Raw genomic sequence first — 24165 nt, 5'->3', positions numbered from 1 at the left:
CAGGCCACCGACGCCGCGCCGTCGGCACCTTCCGACACCACCGGGACCGAGTCCGAGGCGTCATCGCCCGACGCGGCCGAGCCGGACGCGGGAGCGTCCATGCCCGCGGCGTCCGGCGTGGCCGTGCCGGTGGCCGTCGACATCCAACCGCCCGCGCCCGGCTGGCCACCGGTCGGCCTCGCCGGGCTGCTCGGGTTTGCCGACGAGGCCGAACCCGTGGCGTCCGGCGGCGCCCAAACGATGCCGCCCCTGCTGGCCGGCGGGCCGCCGGCCGGCGCCAGTGCCGTGACCGCCGCCATGCCCGCGACCGTGGCCCCCATGCTCCCGGCGCAGCCCATCGACGACGCCGCCGTCACCGCGACCGGGCTGCTGCCCGAGCCTTCCGCCATGGCGGAAGGCGGCGAGCCCGCGCCGGTCGCCTTCACGCTTCCGGCGCCGGTTGCGCTGCGCGAACCACCACCGCTGCTGGCGGCGCCGCTGCCGACGCCGGAAGTGGGCGCGGACGACTTCGACGCCCGGTTCGGCGCCCAGATCGAATGGATGGCCAGCCAGAAGCTCAGCGAGGCGCGCATCCGCGTGACTCCGAACGACCTGGGGCCAGTGGAGGTGCGCCTGCATCTCGACGGCGACCGGATCCGCGCCGATTTCGTCAGCGCCAATGCCGAAACCCGCCAGGCGCTGGAGCACGGCCTGCCGCGCCTGCGTGACCTGCTCGGCGAGCACGGTTTCCAGCTGGCCCATGCCGGCGTGGGCGCCGGCGGCAGCGATGCGAGGGGCGGCGCGACCTCGACTGCCGCGAACCCCGGAGACGGATCCGGCACCGGGCCCGCGGAGGCGACGCCGGCAGCCCCACAGCGGCGCAGCCTGGGCCTGCTCGACGCCTACGCCTGAGCCCCGCCGACGGACATCAGCGCGCGGCCATCCCTCCGCTGTCGCGCTCATATCGGCGCCACACGCAGCTTCCAGGAAAAGCACCACACCGTGCCGACGGAAACCCGTCGCCCTGCGCGGCGACCGCGTCGATCCCCGCCGCGGACAGGTTCGAGCGTCCCCCGCGGGCTCTGCAGCGCAGCGACGGGTTTCCGCCACCGTTCCGGCACGCCCTTTGCATCCGACACGGTGATCCCCAACCGGTACAGCACCTTGGCCGCCGTCACATCCGCACGCCCTGCTCCGTCCTCCAAGCGCCGCCTGATCCTGATCGTCCTCGGCCTCGTCGTCATGAGTGGCGCGGCCGGCGCGGGGTGGTCTCTGTTCAACCGCAAGGCCGAGCCGGTGACCACCCTGCCCGCCCCGGCCCAGTACCTGCCGATGGCGCCGGCCTTCGTGGTCAACCTCGAAGACACGCCGATGGGACCACGCTACCTGCAGGTGGAAGTACAGCTGGTCACGCGTGACCCGCTGGCGGTCGCCGAGCTGCAGAAGCACGAGCCGGCCCTGCGGGCGCGCCTGCTGATGCTGTTCGCGCAGCAGACCCACGCGGGCGTCGCCACGCGCGCCGGCAAGGAAGCGCTGCAGGCGCAGGCACTGGCGGAGGTCCAGGCGCTGATGACCGAGGAAACCGGCAAGCCGTCGGCCGAAGCCCTTCTGTTCACCAGCTTCGTGACCCAGTGAGCCCGGGGCGATGAACGACCTGCTTTCCCAGGACGAGATCGACGCGCTGCTGCATGGCGTGGACTCGGGCGCGGTGGACACCGAGCCGGCGCCGGACCCGGGCGTTGCGCGTACCTACGACTTCGCCAGCCAGGACCGCATCATCCGCGGCCGCATGCCGACGCTGGAGATGGTCAACGAGCGCTTCGTGCGCCTGTGGCGCATCGGCCTGTTCAACCTGATCCGGCGTTCGGCCGACCTGTCGGTGCGCGGCATCGAACTGGTCAAGTTCGGCGACTACCTGCACCAGCTGTACGTGCCGACCAACCTCAACCTGATCAAGTTCAAGCCGCTGCGCGGCACCGGCCTGGTGGTGTTCGAACCCAAGCTGGTATTCGCGGTGGTCGACAACTTCTTCGGCGGCGACGGCCGCTATCCCACGCGCATCGAGGGCCGCGAGTTCACGCCCACCGAGATGCGCGTGATCCAGCTGATGCTCAAGCAGACCTTCACCGACATGGCCGAGGCCTGGGCGCCGGTGCTGGACGTGGAATGCGAGTACATCAACTCCGAGATCAACCCGCACTTCGCAAACATCGTCACGCCGCGCGAGTACGTGGTGGTCAGCCGCTTCCACGTCGAGCTCGAAGGCGGTGGCGGCGAGATCCACATCACCCTGCCCTACTCGATGCTCGAGCCGATCCGCGAACTGCTCGACGCCGGCATCCAGAGCGACCGCGTCGACCGGGACGAGACCTGGAACATCTCGATGCGCGAGCAGCTGATGACTTCCGAAGTCGCCGTGTCGAGCGTGCTCGCCAAACGCAGCATCGACCTGCGCCAGCTGACCCGCCTGAAGGTGGGCGACATCCTGCCGATCGACCTGCCGGCGGAAGTGCCGGTCTGCGTCGAAGGCATCCCCGTGTTCACCGGCCGCTTCGGCACCGCCGGTGGCTACAACGTGGTGAAGATCACCGAGACCCATCCGCCGGGCGCCATGCCCGCGCGCCGTACCGAACCCCAGGATCTGTCCGCATGAGCACCCAGGACCACACCTTCCCGCAGGACGCCGCCGCGCCCGCCAAGTTCGATGACCTGCACGCCGACGGCGTGATGGACGGTACCGACCTCAACCTCGACGTGATCCTCGACGTGCCGGTGGCGCTGTCGCTGGAAGTCGGCCGCACGCGCATGCCGATCCGCAACCTGTTGCAGCTCAACCGCGGCTCGGTGATCGAGCTCGAGCGTGGCGCCGGCGAGCCGCTTGATGTCTACGTCAACGGTACGCTGGTCGCGCATGGCGAGGTGGTGGTGATCAACGACCGCTTCGGCGTGCGCCTGACCGACGTGGTCAGCCCCAGCGAGCGGATCCGGAGACTGCGGTGACGCCATCGCCTGCCCCGGCGACGACACCGGCTCCAGGCACGGCCCAGCCGACCATCGCCGCCGAGATCGGCCTCGAACCGGCCGCGGTCAACGTTCCGACTTCCGACCGCGCGGACGACGCCGCGGCGCGAGCCGAAGGCGAAGGCGGAACTGACGATGCGATCGTTGAGGCGGCCGATCCCGGTGTCGATTTTTCGATGGTGGTCGCGTCGACCACCGCGCCGGCCGTCCCCGTCGCCATGACCGCCAGCGTCATCCCGGCGCCAGAGCCGATCGTCATCGGCGCGCATGCGCCGCAGGGCCCGGGACTGGGTGGTGGGCTGCTTGCGCTGTTGCTGGTGCTGGGGCTGATCGTCGGTCTGGCCTGGCTGCTCAAGCGCTTGCCGGGCGGCGGTTTCCGCCAGGCGGACGGGCTGCGCATCGTCGCCAGCATTCCGCTGGGCACGAAAGAGCGCGCGGCGGTGGTGCAGGTCGGTGGGCAGCAGCTGCTGCTGGGCATCGGCGCCGGCGGTGTGCGCACCCTGCACGTGCTGCCGCAGCCGTTGCCCGAGGCGCCGCCGGCGCAGCTGCCGACGATGAAGAACCTCCCGGATTTCAAGCAAATGCTCGCGCAGCGCCTGCGCAAGGACACCTGACATGCCCCGCCGCACCCGACCGCGCTGGATCGCGCTGGTCACGCTCGTTCTCGGCCTGCTGTTGCCGCTGTGTGCCACGGCCGCCGCCGGCGCCCCGCAGCTCCCCACCCTGCCAGACGTGACCGTCGGCCAGATCGGCAACGCGCCTGTCAGCCTGCCGCTGCAGACCCTGCTGCTGATGACGGCGATCACGCTGATCCCGTCGATGCTGCTGGTGCTGACCGCGTTCACCCGGATCATCGTGGTGCTGGCTTTGCTGCGGCAGGCGATGGGCACCGGCCAGACGCCGTCCAACCAGGTGCTGGTCGGGCTGGCGCTGTTCCTGACCGCGCTGGTCATGACACCGGTCTGGGAAGCGGCCTGGGCCAACGGTTTCGCACCGTATCTCGACGGTCGCATCGATTTCCGCACCGCCTGGGATCTCGGCACCGCCCCACTGCGTGGCTTCATGCTGGCGCAGGTGCGCGAGACCGACCTGATGACCTTCGCCGGCCTCGCCGGGCACAGCACCTACGCCGGTCCGAACGACGTGCCGTTCCAGGTCCTGGTGGCCTCGTTCGTGACCAGCGAACTCAAGACCGCGTTCGAGATCGGCTTCCTGATCTTCATTCCCTTCATCATCATCGACCTGGTCGTGGCCAGCGTGCTGATGTCGATGGGCATGATGATGCTCTCGCCGATGCTGGTGTCCGCGCCGTTCAAGATCCTGCTGTTCGTGCTGGTCGACGGCTGGGTGCTGACGGTCGGCACGCTCGCCGCCAGTTTCAACTGAAGGCGCGCGCATGTCTCCCGAACTCGCGCTCACCGAGCTTCGCCGCGGCCTCGAGGTGGCGCTGTGGGTCGGTGGCCCACTGCTGGCCACGGTTCTCGTGGTCGGCGTGATCGTCGGCGTCGTGCAGGCCGCCACCCAGATCAACGAGCCGACGATCGCGTTCGTCGCCAAGGCCGCCGCGTTGACCGCCGCGCTGTTCGCACTGGGCGCGCTGCTGCTCGGCTATCTGGTGGACTACACCATCACGCTGTTCCGCAGCATCCCGCACCTGATCGGATAGCGCCGATGCACCGGGGCACCCGCTGATGGATTCCGCCACCCAGATGGCGATCGATGGCCAGCAGGCCTTCGGCATGATCGGCACCCTGCTGTGGACCGCGCTGCGTGTCGGCGCGCTGCTGATGGCGATGCCGCTGATCGGTACGCGCGCCCTGCCCGCTCGGCTGCGCGTGATGGCCGCGCTGGTGCTGAGCCTGGCGCTGGCGCCGCTGTTGCCGACGCCGCCGCCGTGGACCGGCTTCGACGCCGCAACGGTGCTGTCGATCGCCCGCGAACTGGCGGTCGGTGCGGTAATGGGCTTCATGCTGCGGCTGGTCTTCGAGGCCGGTGCGCTGGCCGGCGAATTGATTTCCCAGGGCTCGGGCCTGTCGTTCGCACAGATGAGCGATCCGCTGCGCGGCGTGCAGTCGGGCGTTGTGAGCCAGTGGTTCTACCTGGCCTTCGGCCTGCTGTTTTTCGCCGCCAACGGCCATCTGGCGGTGGTGGCCATGCTCGTGCACAGCTACGAGGCGCTGCCCATCGGCACCGCGCTGCCCGACGTGCAGGCCACCCTGCGCATCGCGCCGGAGTTCTTCGCCCTGGTGCTGCGCGGCGGCGTGACCCTGGCGCTGCCGGTGATGGTGGCACTGCTGGCGGTGAACCTGGCTTTCGGTGTGCTCGCGCGCGCCGCGCCCGCGCTCAATCCGATCCAGCTGGGCCTGCCGATCTCGGTGCTGATCGGCCTGTTCCTGCTCGCGATGCTGGCCGGCGAACTGGGCCCGCCGGTGCAACGCCTCTTCGACAGCGCCTTCGACGCCGCAGGGCGCGTGCCGCTCGGCGGCCCGTGAGCTGACGGGCGACCGCCGCCCGGGCGCGTGCAGGCGCGCTGTCTTCATAGCGGCGACGGCCTGCGGGCACGGCGCTTGCAAAGGCAACGTCGACTCCCCGCGCATGCAGGCCCATGGCCGAGAACGAAAACGGTCAGGAGAAGACCGAACTTCCCAGCGAGAAACGGCTGCGCGACGCCCGCGAGAAGGGCGATGTGCCGCGTTCGCGCGAGCTGGCCACCGTGGCGGTGTTCGGCGCGGGCGTGGCGTCGCTGCTGGCGATGGGCGGCGGCGTCACGGCGCGGGCAAAGGACTGGATGCGCGGCGCCATGAGCCCCGACCTCGGCCTGCTCGATAACCCCCAGCACCTGTTCGGCCACTTCGGCGAACTGCTGCTGGGCCTGCTGTTGATCCTGGCGCCCTTGATCATCGCCACCCTGGCGGCCTGCTTCGTCGCGCCCGCGGTCATGGGCGGTTTCAATTTCGCGACCAAGGGGCTGGTGCCGGATCTCAAGAAGCTCGATCCGCTGGCCGGACTCAAGCGCATCTACGGCCCGGAAGGTCTGGCGGAACTGCTGAAGTCGCTGCTGCGCGTGCTGCTGGTCGGTGGCGCCGCGACGCTGTTCCTGTGGCCGGCGATGCCGCGGTTGCGCGCGATGCTGCATGAACCGCTGGAACGGGCCGCGGCTGGCGGGCTGACGTTCGCCCTCTGGATGCTGATGGCGACCGCGGCGGCGCTGCTGCTGCTGGCCCTTGCCGACGCGCCCTACCAGAAGTGGAACTGGCGCCGGAAGCTGATGATGACGCGCCAGGAACTGCGCGAGGAAATGAAGGAAAGCGAGGGCCGACCGGAGGTCAAGGGCCGCATCCGCCAGCTTCAGCACGAGATGTCGCAGCGCCGGATGATGGAGGACATCCCGACCGCCGACGTGATCGTGGTCAATCCCACCCACTACGCCGTGGCGCTCAAGTACGAGGGCGGTGCAATGCGCGCGCCGCGCGTGGTGGCCAAGGGCATCGACGAAATGGCGCTGCGCATCCGCGAGGTGGGCAGGCAACACCGGGTCGCCCTGGTCGAGGCGCCGCCACTGGCACGCGTCTTGTATCGGGAGGCGGAGATCGGTCAGGAAATCCCCGTGAAACTCTACGCAGCCGTCGCCCAGGTGCTGTCCTACGTCTACCAGTTGCGCGACTGGCGGGCGGGCACGCCGCAGCCGCAGCTGGCGGATCTGGGTGTGGTCGAGGGTGACACCGGCGGAGCCGGCGCGTGAGCGCGGTGATGACCCCGGGCCCGCGCCGCGTCTTCGAGATGCTGCGCAACGGTCTCGGTGCACCGATGCTGGTACTGGCGCTGCTGGCGATGGTGGTGGTGCCGCTGCCGCCGATGATCCTGGACGTCCTTTTCAGCTTCAACATCGCGATGTCGCTGGTGGTGCTGCTGGCGGTGATCTACGTCCAGCGCCCGCTCGACTTCAGCATCTTTCCCATCGTGCTGTTGATCACCACGATGCTGCGCCTGGCGCTCAATGTGGCGTCCACGCGCGTGATCCTGCTCAAGGGCCAGGAAGGTCCGGGCGCGGCCGGCAAGGTCATCGAGTCCTTCGGCGAATTCGTGGTCGGTGGGAACTTCGCGGTCGGCATCGTCGCGTTCGCGATCCTGACCATCATCAACTTCGTGGTGATCACCAAGGGCGCGGGGCGCGTGTCGGAAGTCACCGCACGCTTCATTCTCGACGCGATGCCCGGCAAGCAGATGGCGATCGACGCCGACCTCAATGCCGGACTGCTGACCCGCGACGAGGCCAAGGCCCGGCGCGAGGAAGTGCGGCAGGAAGCCGATTTCTACGGCGCGATGGACGGCGCCAACAAGTTCATCCGCGGCGACGCGATCGCCGGCATCCTGATCCTGTTCGTCACGATCATCGGCGGCCTGGCGATCGGCGTGATGCAGCATGGCCTGCCGGTCGGCGAGGCAGCGAAGATCTACACCCTGCTGTCGATCGGCGATGGCCTGGTTTCGCAGATTCCCGCGCTGCTGGTGTCGTCCGCCGTGGCCCTGCTGGTCACCCGCGCCTCGCGCAAGCAGGACATGGGCGTCGCGATGAGCGGCCAGGTGCTCGGCCAGCACAAGGCGCTGACGATCGCCGCCAGCATCCTGCTGCTGGTGGGACTGGTGCCGGGCATGCCCAACCTCGCCTTCCTCAGCCTGGCGGCGGTGGTTGGCTACGGCGCCTGGGTGATGCGCAAGCGCGCCCTCGAGGCCGAACGCGCCGGCGTCGACCCCGAGGTCGCGGCGCTGCCTTCGCCCGAACAGGTCGCCAACGCCGAGCTCGGCTGGGACGACCTGCGCCCGGTCGATCCGCTGGGCCTGGAAGTCGGCTACCGGCTGATTCCGCTCGTCGACAAAGCCCAGGGCGGCGAACTGATGGCGCGGATCAAGGCCGTGCGCCGCAAGCTCACCCAGGACGTGGGCTTCCTGATCCCGCCAGTGCACATCCGCGACAACCTGGAGCTCGCGCCCACCGCCTACCGCCTGCTGGTCCACGGCGTGCCGGTGGCGACTGCCGAGATCCACCCCGACCGGCTGCTGGCGCTGGATCCGGGCGGCGCCCTGCACCCCATCGACGGCATTCCGGGCAAGGACCCGGCCTTCGGCCTGGACGCGCTGTGGATCCTGCCCGTGCAGCGGGCGAATGCCGAGGCCGCGGGCTACACCGTGGTCGACCCGGCCACGGTGGTCGCGACCCATCTGTCGCACCTGGTGCGCGAGCAGGCGCCGGAACTGCTGGGCCACGAGGAAGTGCAGCAACTGCTGGCCACCCTCGCCCGCGCCGCGCCCAAGCTCGCCGAGGACCTCACGCCCAAGGCCCTGCCGCTGGCGGTCGTGGTGCGCGTACTGCAGAACCTGCTGATCGAGCGCATCCCGGTGCGCCAGCTGCGTCGCATCGCCGAAGCCCTGGTCGAACATGCCGCGCATACCCAGGATCCGGGCCAGCTCACCGCGGTGGTGCGTACCGCGCTGGGCCGCTTCATCGTCCAGGAGATCGCCGGCCCCTCGGAGGAGCTGCCGGTCTACACGCTGGCGCCGAATCTGGAACGCGTCTTGCAGGACTCCGCGCAGGGCGGCGGCGCGGCACTGGAACCGGGCCTGGCGGAACGCCTGCAGCAGAGCCTGGCCACGTGCGCCGGGCAGCAGGAAGCCAGGAACGAGCCGGCGGTGGTGCTGGTGCCCGGCCAGGTGCGCGCCGCACTGGCGCGCCTGGTCCGCCACAGCGTGCCCGGCCTTTCGGTGCTGTCCTACAACGAAGTCCCTGAAGACAAGCGCCTGAAATTGCTGGGCACGATCAATTGAGCCGGGTGCGGCGTACCGGAACCGGGATCGGTGAAAGCGGATCCAGCGACTGCGGAGACAAAGCGATGACATCGAGCACGAAGACATGCGGAACGCGGGTGGCGACAGCCGCCGCGGTTCCGAATCCCGACGCCAACATGCCGAACCCACGCCCATGAAAATCCGCCGTTTCGTCGCCGAAGACATGCGCAGCGCCCTGCAGATGGTGCGGCAGGCCCATGGGCCCGATGCCGTGATCCTGTCCAACCGGCGTACCGACGAAGGCGTCGAGATCGTCGCGGCCAGCAACTACGACGAAGGCTATGTGCGCGCGATCGCGGAGGCGCAGCGAGAGGCGCCGGCGGTCGCTACGCCAGCGCCTGCGGCCGCACAGGCCAGCCCCGGCGCACGCGATGCCGAGCCGGCCCTGGCGCCGTCCGAACGCTGGCTGCGCGACCTCGCGGCGCCCGGTGCCCCGCCTGCCGCGCAGACAAGCGCCGCGCCCCCCGCGGAAATGAAAACGACGATGCAGCCGCCAGCGCCGCCGCCGGCAGCATCGGCCCCGGTGCCGGCGGCGTTCGCTGTACCTGCAGAGCCGGCCCGCTTCGACCTCGACGGCCCGACCTTCGCCGAGCTGCTGGCCGCCGGCCATCGCGACGGGACACCGGCACATGCGCTCGCGCCGCGCCTGCCGACGCCACCACCACCGCCCGTTCACGCACCGGCGGACGAAGACGACAGGATTCCGTCGCCAGCCCCCGCACGTGCAGCGCTGACGGCGGTTGCACCCCTGCCGGTACCGTCCAGCGACGGGGAACTGGCGCAGATGCGCGATGAGCTGGCGCAGATGCGCATGATGATCGAGCGCGAAATGGCGCGGCTCACCGACGAGCGGCTGCGCGGTTCGCCGGCGCGCGCCCAGGCAATGGAACTGATGGACGATTACGGCTTCGACGCCGGCATCACCCGCGACACCGTCCTGCAGATCCCGGCCGATACACCGGCCGCGCGCGTACGTGGGCTGATGCTGGCGCTGCTGTCCAAGCGCCTGCCGATCTGCCCGGTGGATCCGCTGACCGAAGCGGGCGTGATCGCCCTGGTCGGCCCCACCGGTGCGGGCAAGACCACGACCATCGCCAAGCTCGCGGCGCTCTACGCCGCCCAGCACCAGCCGCGCGACATCGCCCTGGTGACCACCGACACCTCGCGCATCGGCGGCCGCGAGCAGCTGCACAGCTACGGCCGCCAGCTCGGCATCGCCGTGCACGAGGCCGACAGCGAGACCGGGCTGGTCACGCTGCTGCAGAAACTGCAGGACTACCGGCTGGTGCTGGTCGACACCGCGGGCCTGAGCCAGCGCGACCGCACCCTGGCCGGCCAGCTCAACTGGCTGCGCGCCGCGCGCAACGTGCGCACCCTGCTGGTGCTGCCCGCCAATACGCATTTCGCCGACCTCGACGAGGTGGTGCGCCGCTTCGACAGCGTGCGCCCGCAGGGCGTGGTGCTCACCAAGCTCGACGAGACCGGTCGCCTCGGCAGTGCCCTGTCGGTTGCCGTCGATCACCAGTTGCCGCTGACCTGGGTGACCGACGGCCAGCGCATTCCCGACGACCTGCACCGGGCCAACGCGGCCCATCTGGTCCTCCGCCTTGAAGATCTGCGCCGAGATGCCGATAAGCCGATTGCCCCGGAACACACCCATGCCGTCGCCTGAGCTGCTGCCGATGTCGTCCCCGCCCTTCAAGCCCGTCCGCACCCTCGCCGTCACCGGCGGCAAGGGCGGCGTGGGCAAGACCAACGTGTCGGCGAATCTGGCCGTGGCGCTGTCGGGCATGGGCCAGCGCACCCTGCTGCTGGACGCCGATCTGGGCCTGGCCAACGTCGACGTGCTGCTCGGGCTTTCGCCAAAGCACACGCTGGCCGACCTGGTCGCGGGTCGCTGCGAACTCGACGAGATCATCCTTGAAGGCCCGAACGGGGTGCTGGTCGTACCGGCCGCGTCCGGCCGACGCCACATGGCCGAGCTGCGCCCGGCCGAACACGCCGGCCTGGTCAATGTCTTCAACGACCTGCAGCGCGATCTCGACCTTTTGGTGGTCGATACCGCCGCCGGCATCACCGATTCGGTGCTCACCTTCTGCCAGGCCGCGCAGGACGCCCTGGTCGTCGTCTGCGACGAGCCCGCCTCGATCACCGATGCGTATGCACTGATCAAGGTGCTGGCGCGCGAGCGCGGCGTGGATCGCGTGCAGGTCGTCGCCAACATGGTCCGCAGTCCGCAGGAGGGCCGCAACCTGCATGACAAGCTGTCGCGCGTCTGCGAGCGCTTCATCGGCGACGTGTCGCTGAACTATCTCGGCGCGGTTCCGCAGTGCGACTGGCTGCGCATGGCCGTGCAGCGCCAGCAGGCCGTGGTCGCCGCTTACCCGGGCAGTCCGTCGGCGCGGGCACTGGCGGAGATCGCCCAGCGCATCTCGCGCTGGCAGGCACCCACCGCGCCGCGCGGCCATGTCGAGTTCTTCGTCGAGCGCATGCTGCGCCAGGGGGCTGTCGCATGAGCCTTGCCGCGCGCCAGCACTACCAGGCGGTGCAACGCAGCGTAGCCGCAGAGGTCGATCCGCTTGTCCAGCACGCCGAACTGGTGCGCCGCATCGCCCACCATCTCGCCGCGCGACTGCCTTCCAGCGTGGAGATCGACGACCTCGTGCAGGCCGGCATGATCGGCCTGCTGGAAGCCTCGCGCAGCTACGACGCCGAACAGGGCGCGTCCTTCGAGACCTATGCCTCGATCCGCATCCGCGGCTCGATGATCGACGAGATCCGCCGCGGCGACTGGGTACCGCGTTCGGTACACCGGCGGGCCCGCGAAGCCGCTTCGGCGATCCGCCAGATCGAGCAGAGCACCGGCCGACCGGCGAGTGCGCAGGAGGTCGCGGCCAAGCTCGAAATGCCGCTCGACGACTACCAGCGCCTGCTCGAGGATGCGGCCCGCGGCCAGGTCCTGAGCCTGGACTCGCACATCGAGGACCACGGCGAGGTCGAGCCCGCGAATCGCGGCGGCGGTCCCACGCCCCAGGAGAATCTGGTGCGCGACGAGTTCGGCCGCGAGCTGATGACCGCGATCGGACACCTGCCCGAACGCGAGCAGCTGGTGCTGTCGCTGTACTACGAGCAGGAACTCAACCTGAAAGAGATCGGCGCCGTCCTCGGCGTCAGCGAGTCGCGCGTCTGCCAGATCCATGGCCAGGCGATGCTGCGGCTGCGTGGCCGTCTCACCGCCTTCCAACTCGCCGACACCGGATACGGTGCCGACGACTGATGTCACGCTCACACTGGAGTCCGTTTTGAACAAGAACATCCGCATCCTGGTCGTCGACGATTTCTCGACGATGCGCCGGATCGTCAAGAACCTGCTGTCCGATCTGGGCTTCAACAACACCGTCGAGGCGGAGGACGGCAACAGTGCGATGGCCGTGCTGCGTCAGGACGCGGTGGAGCTGGTGATCACCGACTGGAACATGCCCGGCATGACCGGCATCGAACTGCTGCGCGAGATCCGCGCCGACGCCAGGTTCCGCACCCTGCCGGTGCTGATGGTGACCGCCGAGGCCAAGCGCGAGCAGATCATCGAAGCGGCGCAGACCGGCGTGAACGGCTACATCATCAAGCCGTTCACCGCGCAGACGCTGGAAGAGAAGCTCGGCAAGATCTTCGAGCGCCTGGGCACCGCTGCATGAGCACCACCGACATCGAGCGCGCCCGCCTCGCAAGTCTGCTGCACGACGCGCTCGAGGCGCTCGAGCGTGACGACGAAGCCGGCTGGCGCGAACACGTCAATGCGCTGGCGAACGCCCGCGCACGCACGCTGGTCACCGGCCTGGGCCGGCTGGCGCGCGAGCTGTCGCAGGCCCTCGACACCCTGCCGGCCGCGCCCGGCGAAGCCGGCCCTGGGCTCGACGACGCCTGCGCGCGTCTCGACCACGTGGTCGAGATGACCGAGCAGGCGACCCATCGCACGCTCGATCTCATCGACGACAGCCGCGCCCTGGTAGCCCGACTCAAGGAAGGCCCGCTCGACGACACCCAGACCGGCACGATCGAATCGCTGCGCGAGAACCTGCGAGAGATGGCGCTGGCGCAGAGCCACCAGGATCTCGGCGGCCAGATCATCCGTCGCGTGGCCGGCATCGTGCGCGGCGTGCACGAGGGATTCGGTGCACTGGGCCTGCCGCCCCGCGACGACGACGCGCGTGGCAACGGCCCGGCCGTTTCCGGCCTGGACCGCAACACCGTCGGCCAGAGCGATGCCGACGACCTGCTGTCGAACCTGGGACTCTGAGCCGTGCAGGCCCCCGACATCGTCGCCGACTTCGTGCTCGAGGCACGCGAACTGCTGGACGATCTCGGCGGCCAGCTGGTAGGCCTGGAGCAGACGCCCGACGATCGCGAGCGCCTCAATGCGGTGTTCAGGGCGTTCCACACGCTCAAGGGCGGCGCCGGCTTCCTCGGCGCGGCGCCGCTGGTGCAGCTGTGCCATGCCGCGGAGGAAACCCTGGGCATGGTGCGCGCCGGCCAGGCCGCGCTGCTGCCGCGTCATTTCGACGCCGCGCAGCAGTCGCTCGACTGGCTGCAGGCGATGGTCGATGCCATCGAACATGAGGACACGGTGCCGAGCGCGCCGGATGCGCTGATCGCCGGCTTTGCGCCCTACGACGCACCGGTGGCCAAGCCAACGCGCGCTGCGCCGCCTGCCCCGGGAGTCGCCGCGCCCGGGGCCGCGATGATCTCCGACGACGAGTTCGAGGCGCTGCTCGACCAGTTGCACGGCGCCAGTGCGCCGGGACTGCAGGCGCCCCCCGCCGGCGCCGCGGAACCGATCGGCGACGACGAATTCGAGGCGCTGCTCGACCAGCTTCACGGCAACGCCGCCCCAGGCGCCACGACGTCGGGCACCGGGCCAGGGCGTCCAACGGCGCCTGCCGGGACGATCGGCGATGACGAGTTCGAAGCGCTGCTCGACCAGCTGCATGGCGGCGCGCCTCCGGGAGCGACGCGGCCCGCCGGCGCGCCTGCTGCCCCTGCCGCCGCAGCTGCCGTGGCCGCGCCACCGCCGCGACGCGCTTCGCCCGCGTCGGCGGCGGGCGCGACCGGGGCCGCATCGCCTGCCGCCGAGCGCGAGCAGACCGTGCGTGTGGACACCAGGCGCCTGGACGTGATCGTCGATCTGGTCGGCGAGCTGGTGCTGGCACGCAACCGGCTCAAGACCCTGCGCGCGCGCCTGCGCGACGAGGATCTCGACCGCGCGGTGACCACGCTCGACAACGCCACCGCCCGCCTGCAGGGGGCGGTCATGCGTACGCGCATGCAGCCTGTCGGCAAGGTGTTCTCGCGCTTTCCCAAGCTCGCCCGCGACGTCGCCCGCGCGCTCGACAAGGAGGTGGAGCTGGAGCTCGTCGGCGCCGAAACCGAACTCGACCGCAACCTCGTCGAGGCACTGGCCGATCCGCTGATCCATCTGGTGCGCAACGCCATCGACCACGGCATCGAGATGCCGGCGTTGCGCGAAGCCACCGGCAAGCCGCGACTCGGGCGCGTTCGCCTGAGCGCGCAGCAGCAGGGCGACTATGTCGGCATCGAGATCCAGGACGACGGCGCCGGAATCGATCCCGAGCGTCTGCGCTCCAAGGCGCGCGACAAGGGGCTGATCGACGCCGAATCGGCCGCCCGGCTCAGCGCCGAGGAGTGCCTCAACCTGATCTTCATGGCCGGTTTTTCCACCCGCGACGAAGTCAGCGACATTTCCGGCCGCGGCGTCGGCATGGACGTGGTGCAATCGCGCATCCGCGAACTCGGCGGACAGATCCAGGTGACCTCCGAACTCGGTCGCGGCAGCCGCTTTTCGCTGCGCGTGCCGCTGACCCTGGCGATCCTGCCGACGCTGCTGGTGCATGCCGCGGGCGACGCCTACGCGCTGCCGCTGGCGCGCGTGCAGGAAGTGTTGCACGCGCCGTCGCGCACGGTGAACTGGTTCGACGGGCGCGCCGCGCTCGACCGCCGCTCGCACACGCTCTCGCTGCTGGACCTGCGCCACTGGCTGGGCCGGCCCGTGGAGGACGCGGCGCTGCTGACGATCGTCGTCCTGCAACGCGGCGACAGCCGCTTCGGCCTGGTCGTCGACGAAGTGCGTGGGCGCGAGGAGGTGGTGATCAAGCCGCTGCCCAGGGCGCTGCGCGGACTGCCCGGTTATGCCGGCGCCACGCTGATCGGTGACGGGCGGCTGGCGCTGATTCTCGACGTCGACGCGCTGCGCCTGCGCTGAAGCCGGCGCCGCCCGTCGGCGCCTCCATTCAAGTCTCGCCTGTCTCCGCCGATACCTATCCCATGGACCTCTTCAGCGTCGCCGGACTCGTACTTGCCCTGATTGCGATCATCGGCGGCAGTGTGCTCAAGGGTGCGGGGCTGGGCGCGCTCTGGTCGCCCGCCGCCTTCGTGATCGTCATGGTCGGCACTGTCGCCGCGATCATGCTGCACACGCCCGGCAGCACCCTCAAACATGCCTTCAAAATCGCCGGCTGGGTGGTCAGGCCACCGGTCTCCGATCGTGCGGCACTGATCGCGCAGCTGATCGAGTGGAGCAACGTCTCGCGCAAGCAGGGTCTGCTGGGCCTGGAAAGCCATGTCGCGGCGCAGACCGACCCCTTCCTCAAGAAGGGCCTGCAGATGCTTGTCGATGGCGTCGAGCCCGAAGCGATCCGGCACATGCTGGAGATCGAACTGCAGGGCGAGGAACACCATGATCTCGCCGCGGCCAAGGTGTTCGAAGGCATGGGCATCTATGCGCCCACGCTGGGCATCGTCGGCGCAGTGCTGGGCCTGATTGCGGTGATGAAGAATCTGGCCGACCCCAGCAAGCTCGGCCATGGCATTGCCGCCGCGTTCACCGCCACGATCTATGGCATCGCCTCGGCCAACATGTTCTTCCTGCCGATGGCGGCCAAGCTCAAGAGCGTGATCGGGCGCCGCAGCGGCGAGCGCGAGCTGGCAATCGAAGGACTCATCGCGATCGCGCAGGGCGAGAACCCGCGCAACATCGAGGCTCGGCTTGCCGGCTTCCTGCACTGATCCGGCACCGCCATGGCCCGCAAACGGAAGCACGAGGAACACGCCAACCACGAAGCCTGGGCCGTTCCCTATGGCGACCTGGTAACGCTGCTGCTCGCATTCTTCGTGGTGATGTATGCGGTGTCCTCGCTCAACGAGGGCAAGTACCGTGCGGTGGCCGCGTCGCTGGCCAGCGCTTTCAACGCGCCACCGAGTGCACTCGAACCAATCCAGATCGGAGACAATCAGAAGCCGGAAAGCGCAGTTGGACGCCCGACCCCGGTGCCACGCGGCGCGCACCAGGGGCCCACCTCGAGTCCAGTGCTCGATTCGCCGCTCCGACCGATGCTTGAATCCAAGATGCGCAGCGACCGAATGGGCGACGGTGGCGCGGACGCAGCGTCGATCGAGGCATCGCGCCAGCAGTTGGCCCGCCTGGCCCTGCAGCTGGAGGACGCGCTGGCGGAGATGGTCAAGGCTCAGCTGATCATCGTGCGCCGCTCGGACCTGTGGCTGGAAGTCGAGATCAACAGCGACATCCTGTTCCCGAGCGGCTCGGCCACGCTCGACTTCGGCGCCCGCGAACTGCTCGGCCGGCTGGCGGTGGTGCTGCGCGACCTGCCCAATCCGATCCGCATCGAGGGCTATACCGACGACCGTCCGATCGCGACCTCGCAGTTCCCCTCCAACTGGGAGCTCTCGGCGGCGCGCGCGGCGAGCGTGGTGCACCTGTTCGTCAGCGAGCGCTTCGCGCCCGAGCGCCTGGTCATGGTCGGCTACGGCCAGTACCGACCCAAGGCCGAAAACACCACCGACGCCGGACGTAATGCCAACCGGCGCGTGGTGCTGATGGTGCTGGCGACGCCGGACACCGCCGCGCCGCGGCCGGCCACGCCGCCTGCGCCCGCACCCGCGCCGCCCACCTATCCCGCCGCGCCTGTCCCGCAGGCCGTCGCCGCGACCGCAGTGCGGCGCTCCCCCCCTCCCCAACTCCCACCGCAAGGAGACAGCTGATGCGCGTCTGGGCGATTGCCAACCAGAAGGGAGGCGTTGGCAAGACCACGACTTCCCTCGCCCTAGGGCGCGCAATGGTCGCGCGCGGCCTGCGTGTGCTGCTGGTCGATCTCGATCCGCATGCGTCGCTGACCCGCGCCTTCGGCGTGCCCACCGATCCACCGCCCCCAGGCGTCGCCGAACTGTTCGGCTCGCCCCCGCCGTCGCTTGAATCGCTGCTGCGGGCATCATCGACGGAAGGGCTCGATTTCGTCTGCGCGCAGACCGCCCTGGCCACGCTGGAGCGGCGCAGCGCCACCCAACCGGGCCTGGGCCTGGCGCTGTCGCAGGCGATCACCCGCCATGCCGGGGGCCACGACGCGATCCTGCTCGACTGCCCGCCCACGCTGGGCCTGTTGATGGTCAACGCCCTGGCGGCGGCCGATCGCCTGATCGTGCCCACCCAGTGCGAGCCCCTCGCGCTGTACGGTCTGGCCGGCATGGTGCGCACGGGCGAGATGGTCGAGCGCTCGCGCCAACGGCCATTGCCGGTCTCGATCATCCCGACCATGTACGACCGCCGCACCCGCATCGGCCGCGACACGCTCGCCCAGCTGCAGACGGAGTACCACGACCGCATCTGGAGCGAGGCGATTCCGGTGGACACGCAGCTGAGCAACGCCGACGTGCTCGCCGGCCAGGTCTTCAGCGGCAACGTGCCGGGGCGCGCAATGTCCGCCTATACACGTGCCCTTGACTGGTTGCTGGCCGAGGAGCAGGCCGGGGAGCAGGCAGCATGAGCGCCGCCGGCGTCGTCGACGACTACCTCGGCATGCTGCTGGCGACGCCGGTCGAGCGGGCGCCAGCGCCCGCCGCTTCGGCCGTGTCGGCGGCGCAGCCCGCGGTCACGACCGCGCCGCCACCGGTCCTCGCGGCCCAGGCGTCGCCCGTGCCGGCTGTGCCGCCTGCGCCAAGCGTGGTCGCGGAGGCGCCGCCTGCGCCTGCCTCGCGACCGGCAGCGCCGAGTGCGGTCCCGCCTGCCGCCAGGATCGCGATCGCGCCGTTGCCGCGCGTGCCGGGCGAAGTACGCGACGCCACGCCCGCGGCTCCACAGCAGCGGCGCAGCGCCGATCGTCTCGCCCGCTGGCTGCGCCTGCGCTGCGGCGCGCAGGCCTATGCGATCGAGCTGCTGAAGATCCGCGAAGTGGTGCTGCCATCGCCGCTGCTGGCGCTGCGCGGCGCGGCGCCTTGCCTGGGCGGGGTCATGAATCTGCGCGGCCAGGTTGTGCCGGTGGTCGATCTCGGCCTCCAGCTCGGCGCGGCCGCGGTCGAGGAGACCGCGCTGACCCGGATCATCGTGCTCGACGACGGCGGCGATGTGCTGGGCCTGCGGGTGTCGGCGGTCGAGGACGTTGTGCTGATCGGGGACGCGCAGATCGAAGGCACCCATACCTCGCGCCTGGCACCAGTCGGCGACCACCGCATCCGCGGCATCGCGCGCCTCGGCGGCATGGTCACGCTGCTGCTGGACTCGGCCAAGCTGATGGCGATCCCGCTGTTTCCGCCCCGCTGAGCACTTCTGCGCGCCGGCGCTCTAAAGATCGTCGACTCGACGCCGCTATCCACTCCGCACCCCCTTTTCCCAGTCGGAGACCTGATGGACACCGTGCACCTAGGCGATGACCTCGGCATCGAGGCCAGCACCGGATTGAAGGAGCGGCTCGCGCCCTTCCTGAGTTCCGCGCACGCCGTCGTTCTCGACGCCGCCGACGTGCGCCGGGTGCATACCGCCGGGCTGCAGGTGCTGTGTGCGTTCTTCGCAAGCCGCGCCGGCATCGGCCATCCGACCGAGCTGCGTGGTTGCAGCGAGGCGCTGCACGACGCGGCACGGCTGCTCGGGCTGGGCACAGCGCTCGGCCTCGGCGCCGCCGACCCCTCAAACGCAACAGACGCAAGCACAGTGGAGAACGGCGCATGAGCGCACGCATTCTTGTAGTGGACGATTCGGCCTCGATGCGCCAGATGGTCTCCTTCGCCCTCACCTCGGCCGGCTTCACCGTCGACGAGGCCGAGGATGGCCAGATCGCCCTCGGACGCGCCCAGGGCCAGCGCTTCAGCGCAGTGGTCACCGACGTCAACATGCCGAACATGGACGGAATCGCGCTGATCCGCGCCCTGCGCGGCCTGCCCGATTACAAGTTCACCCCGATGCTGATGCTGACCACCGAGTCGGCGGCCGACAAGAAGGCCGAAGGCAAGGCGGCGGGCGCGACCGGGTGGCTGGTCAAGCCGTTCAACCCCGAGCAGCTGGTCGCCACCGTCCAGAAGGTCCTGGGCTGACAGCCGTTGCCCCATCACGCACATCGATCGCAGGCCGAGTTCCCATGAGCATGGACATGCAGCGTTTTCACGCCACTTTCTTCGAGGAAAGCCGGGAAGGACTCGAAGCCATGGAGGCGGGCCTGCTGCAGCTCGAACAGGGTGACCGTGACGCGGAACTGATCAATTCGATCTTCCGCGCCGCCCACTCGATCAAGGGCGGCGCGGCCACCTTCGGCTTCGAGGCGGTCGCTGCGCTGACCCACGTGCTCGAGACCCTGCTCGACGAACTGCGGGCCGGCAAGCGTGCCGTATCCGGCGCCGGCATCGACGCGATGCTGGCATCGGTCGACGTGCTGCGCGCGCTGCTCGGCGAAGCGGAGACCGGCCATCCCGCCGACCCGCAGGCATCGCAGGCGGTGCAGGCGCGGCTTAACGGCGTGCTTGCCGGCAACGACGCACCCGCGGCCGCGGCCCTGGTGGCGGTCGAGGCGCCAGCGGTCGAACCCGTCGGCTGGCGTATCGGCTTCACCCCGGCGCCGTCGCTGTTCATGAGCGGCAACGACCCGCTGCGCATCATCCGCGAGCTCGACCGCCTGGGCACGCTCGACGTCGCCTGCCGCACCGAGCGCCTGCCCGGGTTCGAGCAGATGGATCCGCTCGAGGCCTATCTCGCCTGGGATCTGGGCCTGATCGGCGCATTGCCGCGCAGCGCCGTGACCGAAGCCTTCGCCTGGGTGGAGGACGATTGCGAACTCGAGATCGAGGCGATCCTTGCCGATGCGGTGGCCGACGCCTCCGCGCCCGACCTGGCGATGCCCGTGGAACTCGAGCAAGTCCAGGCCGGCCCCGTTGCCGCGAACGAGCAGCGCAACGGCACGCCTGAAGCGGCCGAAAGTTCGATCCGCGTGAGCACCGACAAGATCGACGGGCTGATCAACCTGGTCGGCGAACTGGTCATCACCCAGGCGATGCTCAAGCAGATCAGCGCCAAGCTTGATCCGGCCCTGGCCGAGCGCCTGTTCGAAGGTCTCGACCTGCTCGAGCGCAATACGCGCGATCTCCAGGAAGCCGTGATCGGCGTGCGCATGCTTCCGGTCGAGGCGGTCTTCCGCCGTTTCCCGCGCCTGGTGCGCGATCTGTCCGCGCGCCTCGGCAAGCAGGTGCGCCTGCGCACGCTCGGCGAAGGCACCGAGCTCGACAAGGGCCTGATCGAGAAGATCGCCGATCCGCTGGTGCACCTGGTACGCAACTCGATCGACCACGGCCTCGAGCTGCCCGACGCGCGCGTGGCCGCCGGCAAGGACGGCACCGGCACCATCACCCTCGCCGCCTCCCACCAGGGCGGGCATATCGTCATCGAAGTTGCGGACGACGGGCGTGGTCTGGACCGCGAACGCATCCTCGCCAAGGCCGCCGAGCGCGGCCTGGCCGTGCCCGACAAGCCCACCGATGCCCAGGTGTGGGACCTGATCTTCCAGCCCGGATTCTCCACCGCCGACGCGGTCACCGATCTCTCCGGACGCGGCGTCGGCATGGACGTGGTCCGCCGCAACATCCAGGCCCTGGGCGGCGAAGTACAGCTCGAAAGCACGCTCGGCCATGGCACCCGCGTGGTGATCCGCCTGCCACTCACCCTCGCGATCCTCGACGGCATGACCGTCGCGGTGGGCGAGGAAACGCTGATCCTGCCGCTGTCGCACGTCATCGAAGCGCTGCAGCCCGACGCTGCCGACGTGCGCCGCATGGTCGGTGAAGGACGGGTGCTGCGGGTGCGCGGCGAGTACCTGCCGCTGGTCTCGCTCAACGAGCACTACCGCTACGGCCAGCCGCGCCGCGACGATGCGCTCGTCGTGGTGGTCGAAGGCGACGGCCAGAAGCTCGCGCTGGAAGTCGACGAACTGCTCGGACAGCAGCAGGTCGTGGTCAAGAACCTCGAGAACAACTACCGCCGCGTGGAGGGCATTTCCGGCGCGACGATTCTCGGCGATGGACGCGTGGCGCTGATCGTCGACGTCGGTGGCCTGGTGCGCTCGCTGCGGGTGCCGCACGCGGCCTGATCGCTTGCCTGCGACTGCCGCTCCGCCGCGCGCCTTCCAGCGCCGCCGCGCCCTGGATCCGCGCGTCGCCGACTGTCACGTACAGCCATCGCGGCAACCGGCCCCTGCCAGGGCCACATGAGTAGCCCGATGCCCGCCACGCCCGCATCACGCTCGAAGGGTCCGACAGGCGTGCGCTGCAACCGCAGGACATCTCCGTGATGCGACTCGCGACCTTGTCGACTTGCGAGGGCGAAACCAGGCGATCGGCATTCGTCCACCGCAACTGGAAGAGGCGCGCCCGATTACCGGTGCAGCACCTTCATGACGAGGCGTGGGCGGCTGCATCGACAGCCGTCGCGCCCGTCGACGGACCTGTATCACGTACGAAGATGGTGTGCGACACGCGTTGCCCGGCCGCTGTTATGCGCGGCCCGCCAAGGCGGCGTTTCGACTGCCGCCTCATTGACGCAAGCAGCTTCGGCGCTCCCTTGTTGATGGCGTGGAGATACGGGGGCGGGCCGCTTTCCAGCGCTAACGCCGGTCTTCACAGCATTCGCACATTGCCATCCGCGACATGAATCACATTCAAAAATCCGTACCCGTACCGCTTTAGAGATGGTGACGAACGCCGCTATCCACCGTGGCCGACAGACGCTTCCGCAGCGCCGCTGCGCGTCCCGGCAACATTCGATGGACTTCGATGAAATTTGCCAACCTGCGGATCGGACAGCGTCTGGCTGTCGGCTTCTCCTGCGTCATCGCACTGATGGTGGTTCTGACGGCCGTGGGCATCGAGCGCGTGGGGCGCATCAGTGACGGCCTGCACGTGATCAACGACGTCAACGCCGTCAAGCAGCGCCATGCGATCGATCTGCGCGGCAGCGTGCACGACCGCGCCATCGCGATCCGCGACCTGGTGCTGGCCGATGATCCCGAGGCCGCCGCCGCGGCCGAGGCCGCGATCGACACGCTGGCCGGCGCCTATGTCGAAGCTGCGAAGCCGCTTGCGGCGCTGGTTGGTCGCTCGGCCGATCCGCAGGAGCGCGTGCTGCACGACGCTGTCCAGGCAGCCGATGCGGAGACACGGTCGCTGGTCGCCCGCTTGCGGGAACTGCGCCTTGCGGACGATCCGGAAGGCGCGCGGCAGCTGCTCGGGAGCGAGGCCGCGCCCGCATTCGTGGCCTGGCTGGCGCGTATCAACGCCTTCATCGAACTGCAGGAGGCCAACAACCGCCAGGCGGCAGCCACCGCGATGGCGACGGCCGACGGCTTCGCCTTGGTGATGCTCGTCGCGGCTGGCGTGGCGCTGCTTGCCGGCGCTGCGATCGCCTGGCTGCTGACGCGCGGCATCACCCGCCCGCTGCGCCACGCACTCGATGCCGCCAACCGGGTCAGCCGCGGAGACCTTGGCGGGACGATCGAGCGTGGGCGCGGTGACGAGACCGGCGACGTTCTCGCGGCCATGCAGCGGATGCAGGACCAGCTGCGCGCGGTCATCGCTGCCCAACACGACATGGCCCAGGCACACGAGGCCGGTACGATCAGTTACCGCATGGACGCCGGGGCGTTCCCCGGCGAGTACGGCGCCATGGTGGCGGGCACCAACCAGCTGGTCGCCGCGCACATCGCAGTGAAGATGCGCCTGGTCGAAGTGATCCAGCGCTACGCCGTGGGGGACCTGACGCAGGACATGGACCGCCTGCCCGGCGAAAAGGCGGTCCTCACCGAGACCATGGACACGGCCAAGGCCAATCTCACCGCGATCAACGTCGAGATCCGGCGCCTGGTCGCCGCCGCAGCCCAGGGCGATTTCGCCGTGCGCGGCGATGCCGACCGCTTCGAGTACGACTTCCACGCCATGGTGGATGGCCTCAATCGACTGATGCAGACAGCGGACGGGAACCTGGCCGATGTATCCCGCATGCTGCAGGCCATCGCCCGCGGCGACCTCACCGCCCGCATGGATGGCGACTTCCGGGGCGTGTTCGCACGGATGCGCGACGACGCCAATACGACCGTCGCCCAGCTCACCGGCATCGTCAGCCGTATCCAGGAAGCGTCGGGCGCCATCGGCACCGCGTCGTCGGAGATCGCCTCGGGCAACAACGATCTGTCGCGTCGCACCGAGCAGCAGGCCGCCAACCTCGAGGAAACCGCGGCCTCGATGGAGGAACTCACCTCCACCGTGCGCCAGAACGCAGACCACGCCCGCCAGGCCAACCAGCTGGCGATCGGCGCGGCCTCGGTCGCCTCGCAGGGCGGTGATGTCGTCGGCCAGGTCGTCACCACCATGGCCGACATCGAGAAGTCCTCGCGCAAGATCGCCGACATCATCTCGGTCATCGACGGCATCGCCTTCCAGACCAACATCCTCGCCCTCAACGCCGCCGTCGAAGCGGCGCGCGCCGGCGAACAGGGCCGCGGCTTCGCGGTGGTCGCATCGGAAGTACGCACGCTGGCGCAGCGCAGCGCGGCCGCGGCCAAGGAGATCAAGGGTCTGATCGACGACTCCACCGGCAAGGTGTCCGAGGGCGCGGCGCTTGCCGGCCAGGCCGGCAAGACCATGGGCGAGATCGTGTCGTCGGTGCAGCGCGTGACCGACATCATGGCCGAGATCGCCGCCGCCTCGCAGGAGCAGGCGTCGGGAATCGAACAGGTCAACCAGACCATCACCCAGATGGACGAGACCACCCAGCAGAACGCCGCGCTGGTGGAAGAAGCCTCCGCTGCCGCGCGGGCCATGGAAGAACAGGCAGTGGCGCTGACCCAGACCGTAGCGGTGTTCAAGGTCGAGGCGGCAACGGCGCTGCTGCACACCATCACCGCAGGCGTGCGCCGCAACGAGGCGGCGCCCGCCTGACCCGTCGCGACGACCGCCCCCTCAACTTCCGCCGTCCCGGGCCGTTAA

Annotated in this window: 23 protein-coding genes and 2 pseudogenes; all 25 read left to right on the top strand. The window is 69.7% G+C overall.

The features are described 5' to 3' along the window. The first annotated feature begins 99 nt into the window (after positions 1–99). The 25 genes and pseudogenes from CNR27_RS09670 to CNR27_RS09555 all read left to right on the top strand — a co-directional run bounded on the left by CNR27_RS09670 (position 100) and on the right by CNR27_RS09555 (position 24117). Positions 100–891 carry a flagellar hook-length control protein FliK gene (locus tag CNR27_RS09670; RefSeq protein WP_222843093.1) on the top strand — a complete coding sequence of 264 codons (792 nt, stop codon included), beginning with the start codon at positions 100–102 and terminating at the stop codon, positions 889–891. Between the two features lie 252 nt (positions 892–1143). Continuing rightward, positions 1144–1614, top strand: a complete 471-nt coding sequence (locus CNR27_RS09665) for a flagellar basal body-associated FliL family protein (protein ID WP_245815587.1) — start codon at positions 1144–1146, stop codon at positions 1612–1614. 10 nt (positions 1615–1624) lie between these two features. Continuing rightward, positions 1625–2632: a flagellar motor switch protein FliM gene (gene fliM / locus CNR27_RS09660; protein WP_096298310.1), complete on the top strand. Its 1008-nt coding sequence runs from the start codon at positions 1625–1627 to the stop codon at positions 2630–2632. Next, a complete protein-coding gene (gene fliN, locus CNR27_RS09655) occupies positions 2629–2979 on the top strand; it encodes a flagellar motor switch protein FliN (RefSeq protein WP_096298308.1) in 351 nt (116 codons plus the stop codon). The genes fliM and fliN overlap by 4 nt, the downstream gene beginning before the upstream one ends. A gap of 239 nt (positions 2980–3218) precedes the next feature. Further along, positions 3219–3614, top strand: coding sequence for a flagellar biosynthetic protein FliO (gene fliO, locus CNR27_RS09650; protein WP_096300508.1), 396 nt, complete (start codon positions 3219–3221; stop codon positions 3612–3614). Between the two features lies 1 nt (position 3615). Then, on the top strand, positions 3616–4386 hold the full coding sequence (gene fliP, locus CNR27_RS09645; RefSeq protein WP_096298306.1) for a flagellar type III secretion system pore protein FliP: 771 nt from the start codon (positions 3616–3618) through the stop codon (positions 4384–4386). Between the two features lie 10 nt (positions 4387–4396). Then, on the top strand, positions 4397–4666 hold the full coding sequence (locus CNR27_RS09640) for a flagellar biosynthetic protein FliQ (RefSeq protein ID WP_096298304.1): 270 nt from the start codon (positions 4397–4399) through the stop codon (positions 4664–4666). Between the two features lie 25 nt (positions 4667–4691). Continuing rightward, the gene (gene fliR / locus CNR27_RS09635) at positions 4692–5492 is read left to right on the top strand and encodes a flagellar biosynthetic protein FliR (RefSeq protein ID WP_096298302.1); all 801 of its coding nucleotides are present in this window, start codon (positions 4692–4694) and stop codon (positions 5490–5492) included. Positions 5493–5605: 113 nt separating this feature from the next. Further along, positions 5606–6742: a flagellar biosynthesis protein FlhB gene (gene flhB, locus CNR27_RS09630; RefSeq protein ID WP_096298300.1), complete on the top strand. Its 1137-nt coding sequence runs from the start codon at positions 5606–5608 to the stop codon at positions 6740–6742. 8 nt (positions 6743–6750) lie between these two features. Continuing rightward, positions 6751–8823, top strand: coding sequence for a flagellar biosynthesis protein FlhA (flhA, locus tag CNR27_RS09625; protein ID WP_096300506.1), 2073 nt, complete (start codon positions 6751–6753; stop codon positions 8821–8823). Between the two features lie 154 nt (positions 8824–8977). Continuing rightward, positions 8978–10516 carry a flagellar biosynthesis GTPase FlhF gene (flhF, locus tag CNR27_RS09620; RefSeq protein WP_096298298.1) on the top strand — a complete coding sequence of 513 codons (1539 nt, stop codon included), beginning with the start codon at positions 8978–8980 and terminating at the stop codon, positions 10514–10516. Beyond that, the gene (locus CNR27_RS09615; RefSeq protein WP_179948166.1) at positions 10503–11360 is read left to right on the top strand and encodes a P-loop NTPase; all 858 of its coding nucleotides are present in this window, start codon (positions 10503–10505) and stop codon (positions 11358–11360) included. Before flhF ends, CNR27_RS09615 begins: the two co-directional genes overlap by 14 nt. Then, complete coding sequence (locus tag CNR27_RS09610; protein ID WP_096298294.1) at positions 11357–12121, top strand: RNA polymerase sigma factor FliA; 765 nt, start codon at positions 11357–11359, stop codon at positions 12119–12121. Before CNR27_RS09615 ends, CNR27_RS09610 begins: the two co-directional genes overlap by 4 nt. Before the next feature lie 25 nt (positions 12122–12146). After that, positions 12147–12539, top strand: coding sequence for a chemotaxis response regulator CheY (gene cheY / locus CNR27_RS09605; RefSeq protein WP_179948165.1), 393 nt, complete (start codon positions 12147–12149; stop codon positions 12537–12539). Further along, positions 12536–13141, top strand: coding sequence for a protein phosphatase CheZ (locus tag CNR27_RS09600; protein WP_096298292.1), 606 nt, complete (start codon positions 12536–12538; stop codon positions 13139–13141). The genes cheY and CNR27_RS09600 overlap by 4 nt, the downstream gene beginning before the upstream one ends. Positions 13142–13144: 3 nt before the next feature. Continuing rightward, positions 13145–15121: a chemotaxis protein CheA gene (locus CNR27_RS09595; protein WP_096298290.1), complete on the top strand. Its 1977-nt coding sequence runs from the start codon at positions 13145–13147 to the stop codon at positions 15119–15121. Positions 15122–15183: 62 nt separating this feature from the next. Further along, entirely contained in the window at positions 15184–15924 is a 741-nt protein-coding gene (locus CNR27_RS09590) for a flagellar motor protein (RefSeq protein ID WP_096298288.1), read from the top strand. Between the two features lie 12 nt (positions 15925–15936). Continuing rightward, positions 15937–16917 (top strand): flagellar motor protein MotD, encoded by a 981-nt coding sequence (gene motD / locus CNR27_RS09585; RefSeq protein ID WP_096298286.1) that lies wholly within the window; start codon positions 15937–15939, stop codon positions 16915–16917. Then, a complete protein-coding gene (locus CNR27_RS09580) occupies positions 16917–17696 on the top strand; it encodes a ParA family protein (RefSeq protein WP_096298284.1) in 780 nt (259 codons plus the stop codon). The genes motD and CNR27_RS09580 overlap by 1 nt, the downstream gene beginning before the upstream one ends. Continuing rightward, positions 17693–18469, top strand: a complete 777-nt coding sequence (locus tag CNR27_RS09575; protein WP_096298282.1) for a chemotaxis protein CheW — start codon at positions 17693–17695, stop codon at positions 18467–18469. The genes CNR27_RS09580 and CNR27_RS09575 overlap by 4 nt, the downstream gene beginning before the upstream one ends. Positions 18470–18553: 84 nt before the next feature. Beyond that, positions 18554–18874 carry an STAS domain-containing protein gene (locus CNR27_RS09570; RefSeq protein WP_096298280.1) on the top strand — a complete coding sequence of 107 codons (321 nt, stop codon included), beginning with the start codon at positions 18554–18556 and terminating at the stop codon, positions 18872–18874. Beyond that, positions 18871–19236, top strand: a complete 366-nt coding sequence (locus tag CNR27_RS09565; protein WP_096298278.1) for a response regulator — start codon at positions 18871–18873, stop codon at positions 19234–19236. Before CNR27_RS09570 ends, CNR27_RS09565 begins: the two co-directional genes overlap by 4 nt. A gap of 44 nt (positions 19237–19280) precedes the next feature. Next, positions 19281–19980, top strand: a pseudogene (locus CNR27_RS15925) (Hpt domain-containing protein); the annotation flags it as partial. A 71-nt stretch (positions 19981–20051) separates the two neighbouring features. Then, positions 20052–21275 (top strand): annotated as a pseudogene (locus tag CNR27_RS15920) (chemotaxis protein CheA); the annotation flags it as partial. A 682-nt stretch (positions 21276–21957) separates the two neighbouring features. Then, on the top strand, positions 21958–24117 hold the full coding sequence (locus CNR27_RS09555; RefSeq protein WP_096298274.1) for a methyl-accepting chemotaxis protein: 2160 nt from the start codon (positions 21958–21960) through the stop codon (positions 24115–24117). The last annotated feature ends 48 nt before the right edge of the window (positions 24118–24165 follow it).

Origin of the sequence: Luteimonas chenhongjianii, assembly GCF_002327105.1 — a bacterium.
Classification (GTDB): Bacteria; Pseudomonadota; Gammaproteobacteria; order Xanthomonadales; family Xanthomonadaceae; genus Luteimonas; species Luteimonas chenhongjianii.
Note: the sequence above shows the minus strand (reverse complement) of the source record. Positions and strands in the feature narration are given on the sequence as shown.

Bases quoted from the DNA above. Each gene is read 5' to 3' on its own strand.
- CNR27_RS09670 (WP_222843093.1), top strand. From the start codon at position 100: ATGCCCGCGGCGTCCGGCGTGGCCGTGCCGGTGGCCGTCGACATCCAA.
- fliM (WP_096298310.1), top strand. From the start codon at position 1,625: ATGAACGACCTGCTTTCCCAGGACGAGATCGACGCGCTGCTGCATGGC.
- fliN (WP_096298308.1), top strand. From the start codon at position 2,629: ATGAGCACCCAGGACCACACCTTCCCGCAGGACGCCGCCGCGCCCGCC.
- fliO (WP_096300508.1), top strand. From the start codon at position 3,219: ATGACCGCCAGCGTCATCCCGGCGCCAGAGCCGATCGTCATCGGCGCG.
- fliP (WP_096298306.1), top strand. From the start codon at position 3,616: ATGCCCCGCCGCACCCGACCGCGCTGGATCGCGCTGGTCACGCTCGTT.
- CNR27_RS09640 (WP_096298304.1), top strand. From the start codon at position 4,397: ATGTCTCCCGAACTCGCGCTCACCGAGCTTCGCCGCGGCCTCGAGGTG.
- fliR (WP_096298302.1), top strand. From the start codon at position 4,692: ATGGATTCCGCCACCCAGATGGCGATCGATGGCCAGCAGGCCTTCGGC.
- flhB (WP_096298300.1), top strand. From the start codon at position 5,606: ATGGCCGAGAACGAAAACGGTCAGGAGAAGACCGAACTTCCCAGCGAG.
- flhA (WP_096300506.1), top strand. From the start codon at position 6,751: ATGACCCCGGGCCCGCGCCGCGTCTTCGAGATGCTGCGCAACGGTCTC.
- flhF (WP_096298298.1), top strand. From the start codon at position 8,978: ATGAAAATCCGCCGTTTCGTCGCCGAAGACATGCGCAGCGCCCTGCAG.
- CNR27_RS09615 (WP_179948166.1), top strand. From the start codon at position 10,503: ATGCCGTCGCCTGAGCTGCTGCCGATGTCGTCCCCGCCCTTCAAGCCC.
- CNR27_RS09610 (WP_096298294.1), top strand. From the start codon at position 11,357: ATGAGCCTTGCCGCGCGCCAGCACTACCAGGCGGTGCAACGCAGCGTA.
- CNR27_RS09600 (WP_096298292.1), top strand. From the start codon at position 12,536: ATGAGCACCACCGACATCGAGCGCGCCCGCCTCGCAAGTCTGCTGCAC.
- CNR27_RS09590 (WP_096298288.1), top strand. From the start codon at position 15,184: ATGGACCTCTTCAGCGTCGCCGGACTCGTACTTGCCCTGATTGCGATC.
- motD (WP_096298286.1), top strand. From the start codon at position 15,937: ATGGCCCGCAAACGGAAGCACGAGGAACACGCCAACCACGAAGCCTGG.
- CNR27_RS09580 (WP_096298284.1), top strand. From the start codon at position 16,917: ATGCGCGTCTGGGCGATTGCCAACCAGAAGGGAGGCGTTGGCAAGACC.
- CNR27_RS09575 (WP_096298282.1), top strand. From the start codon at position 17,693: ATGAGCGCCGCCGGCGTCGTCGACGACTACCTCGGCATGCTGCTGGCG.
- CNR27_RS09570 (WP_096298280.1), top strand. From the start codon at position 18,554: ATGGACACCGTGCACCTAGGCGATGACCTCGGCATCGAGGCCAGCACC.
- CNR27_RS09565 (WP_096298278.1), top strand. From the start codon at position 18,871: ATGAGCGCACGCATTCTTGTAGTGGACGATTCGGCCTCGATGCGCCAG.
- CNR27_RS09555 (WP_096298274.1), top strand. From the start codon at position 21,958: ATGAAATTTGCCAACCTGCGGATCGGACAGCGTCTGGCTGTCGGCTTC.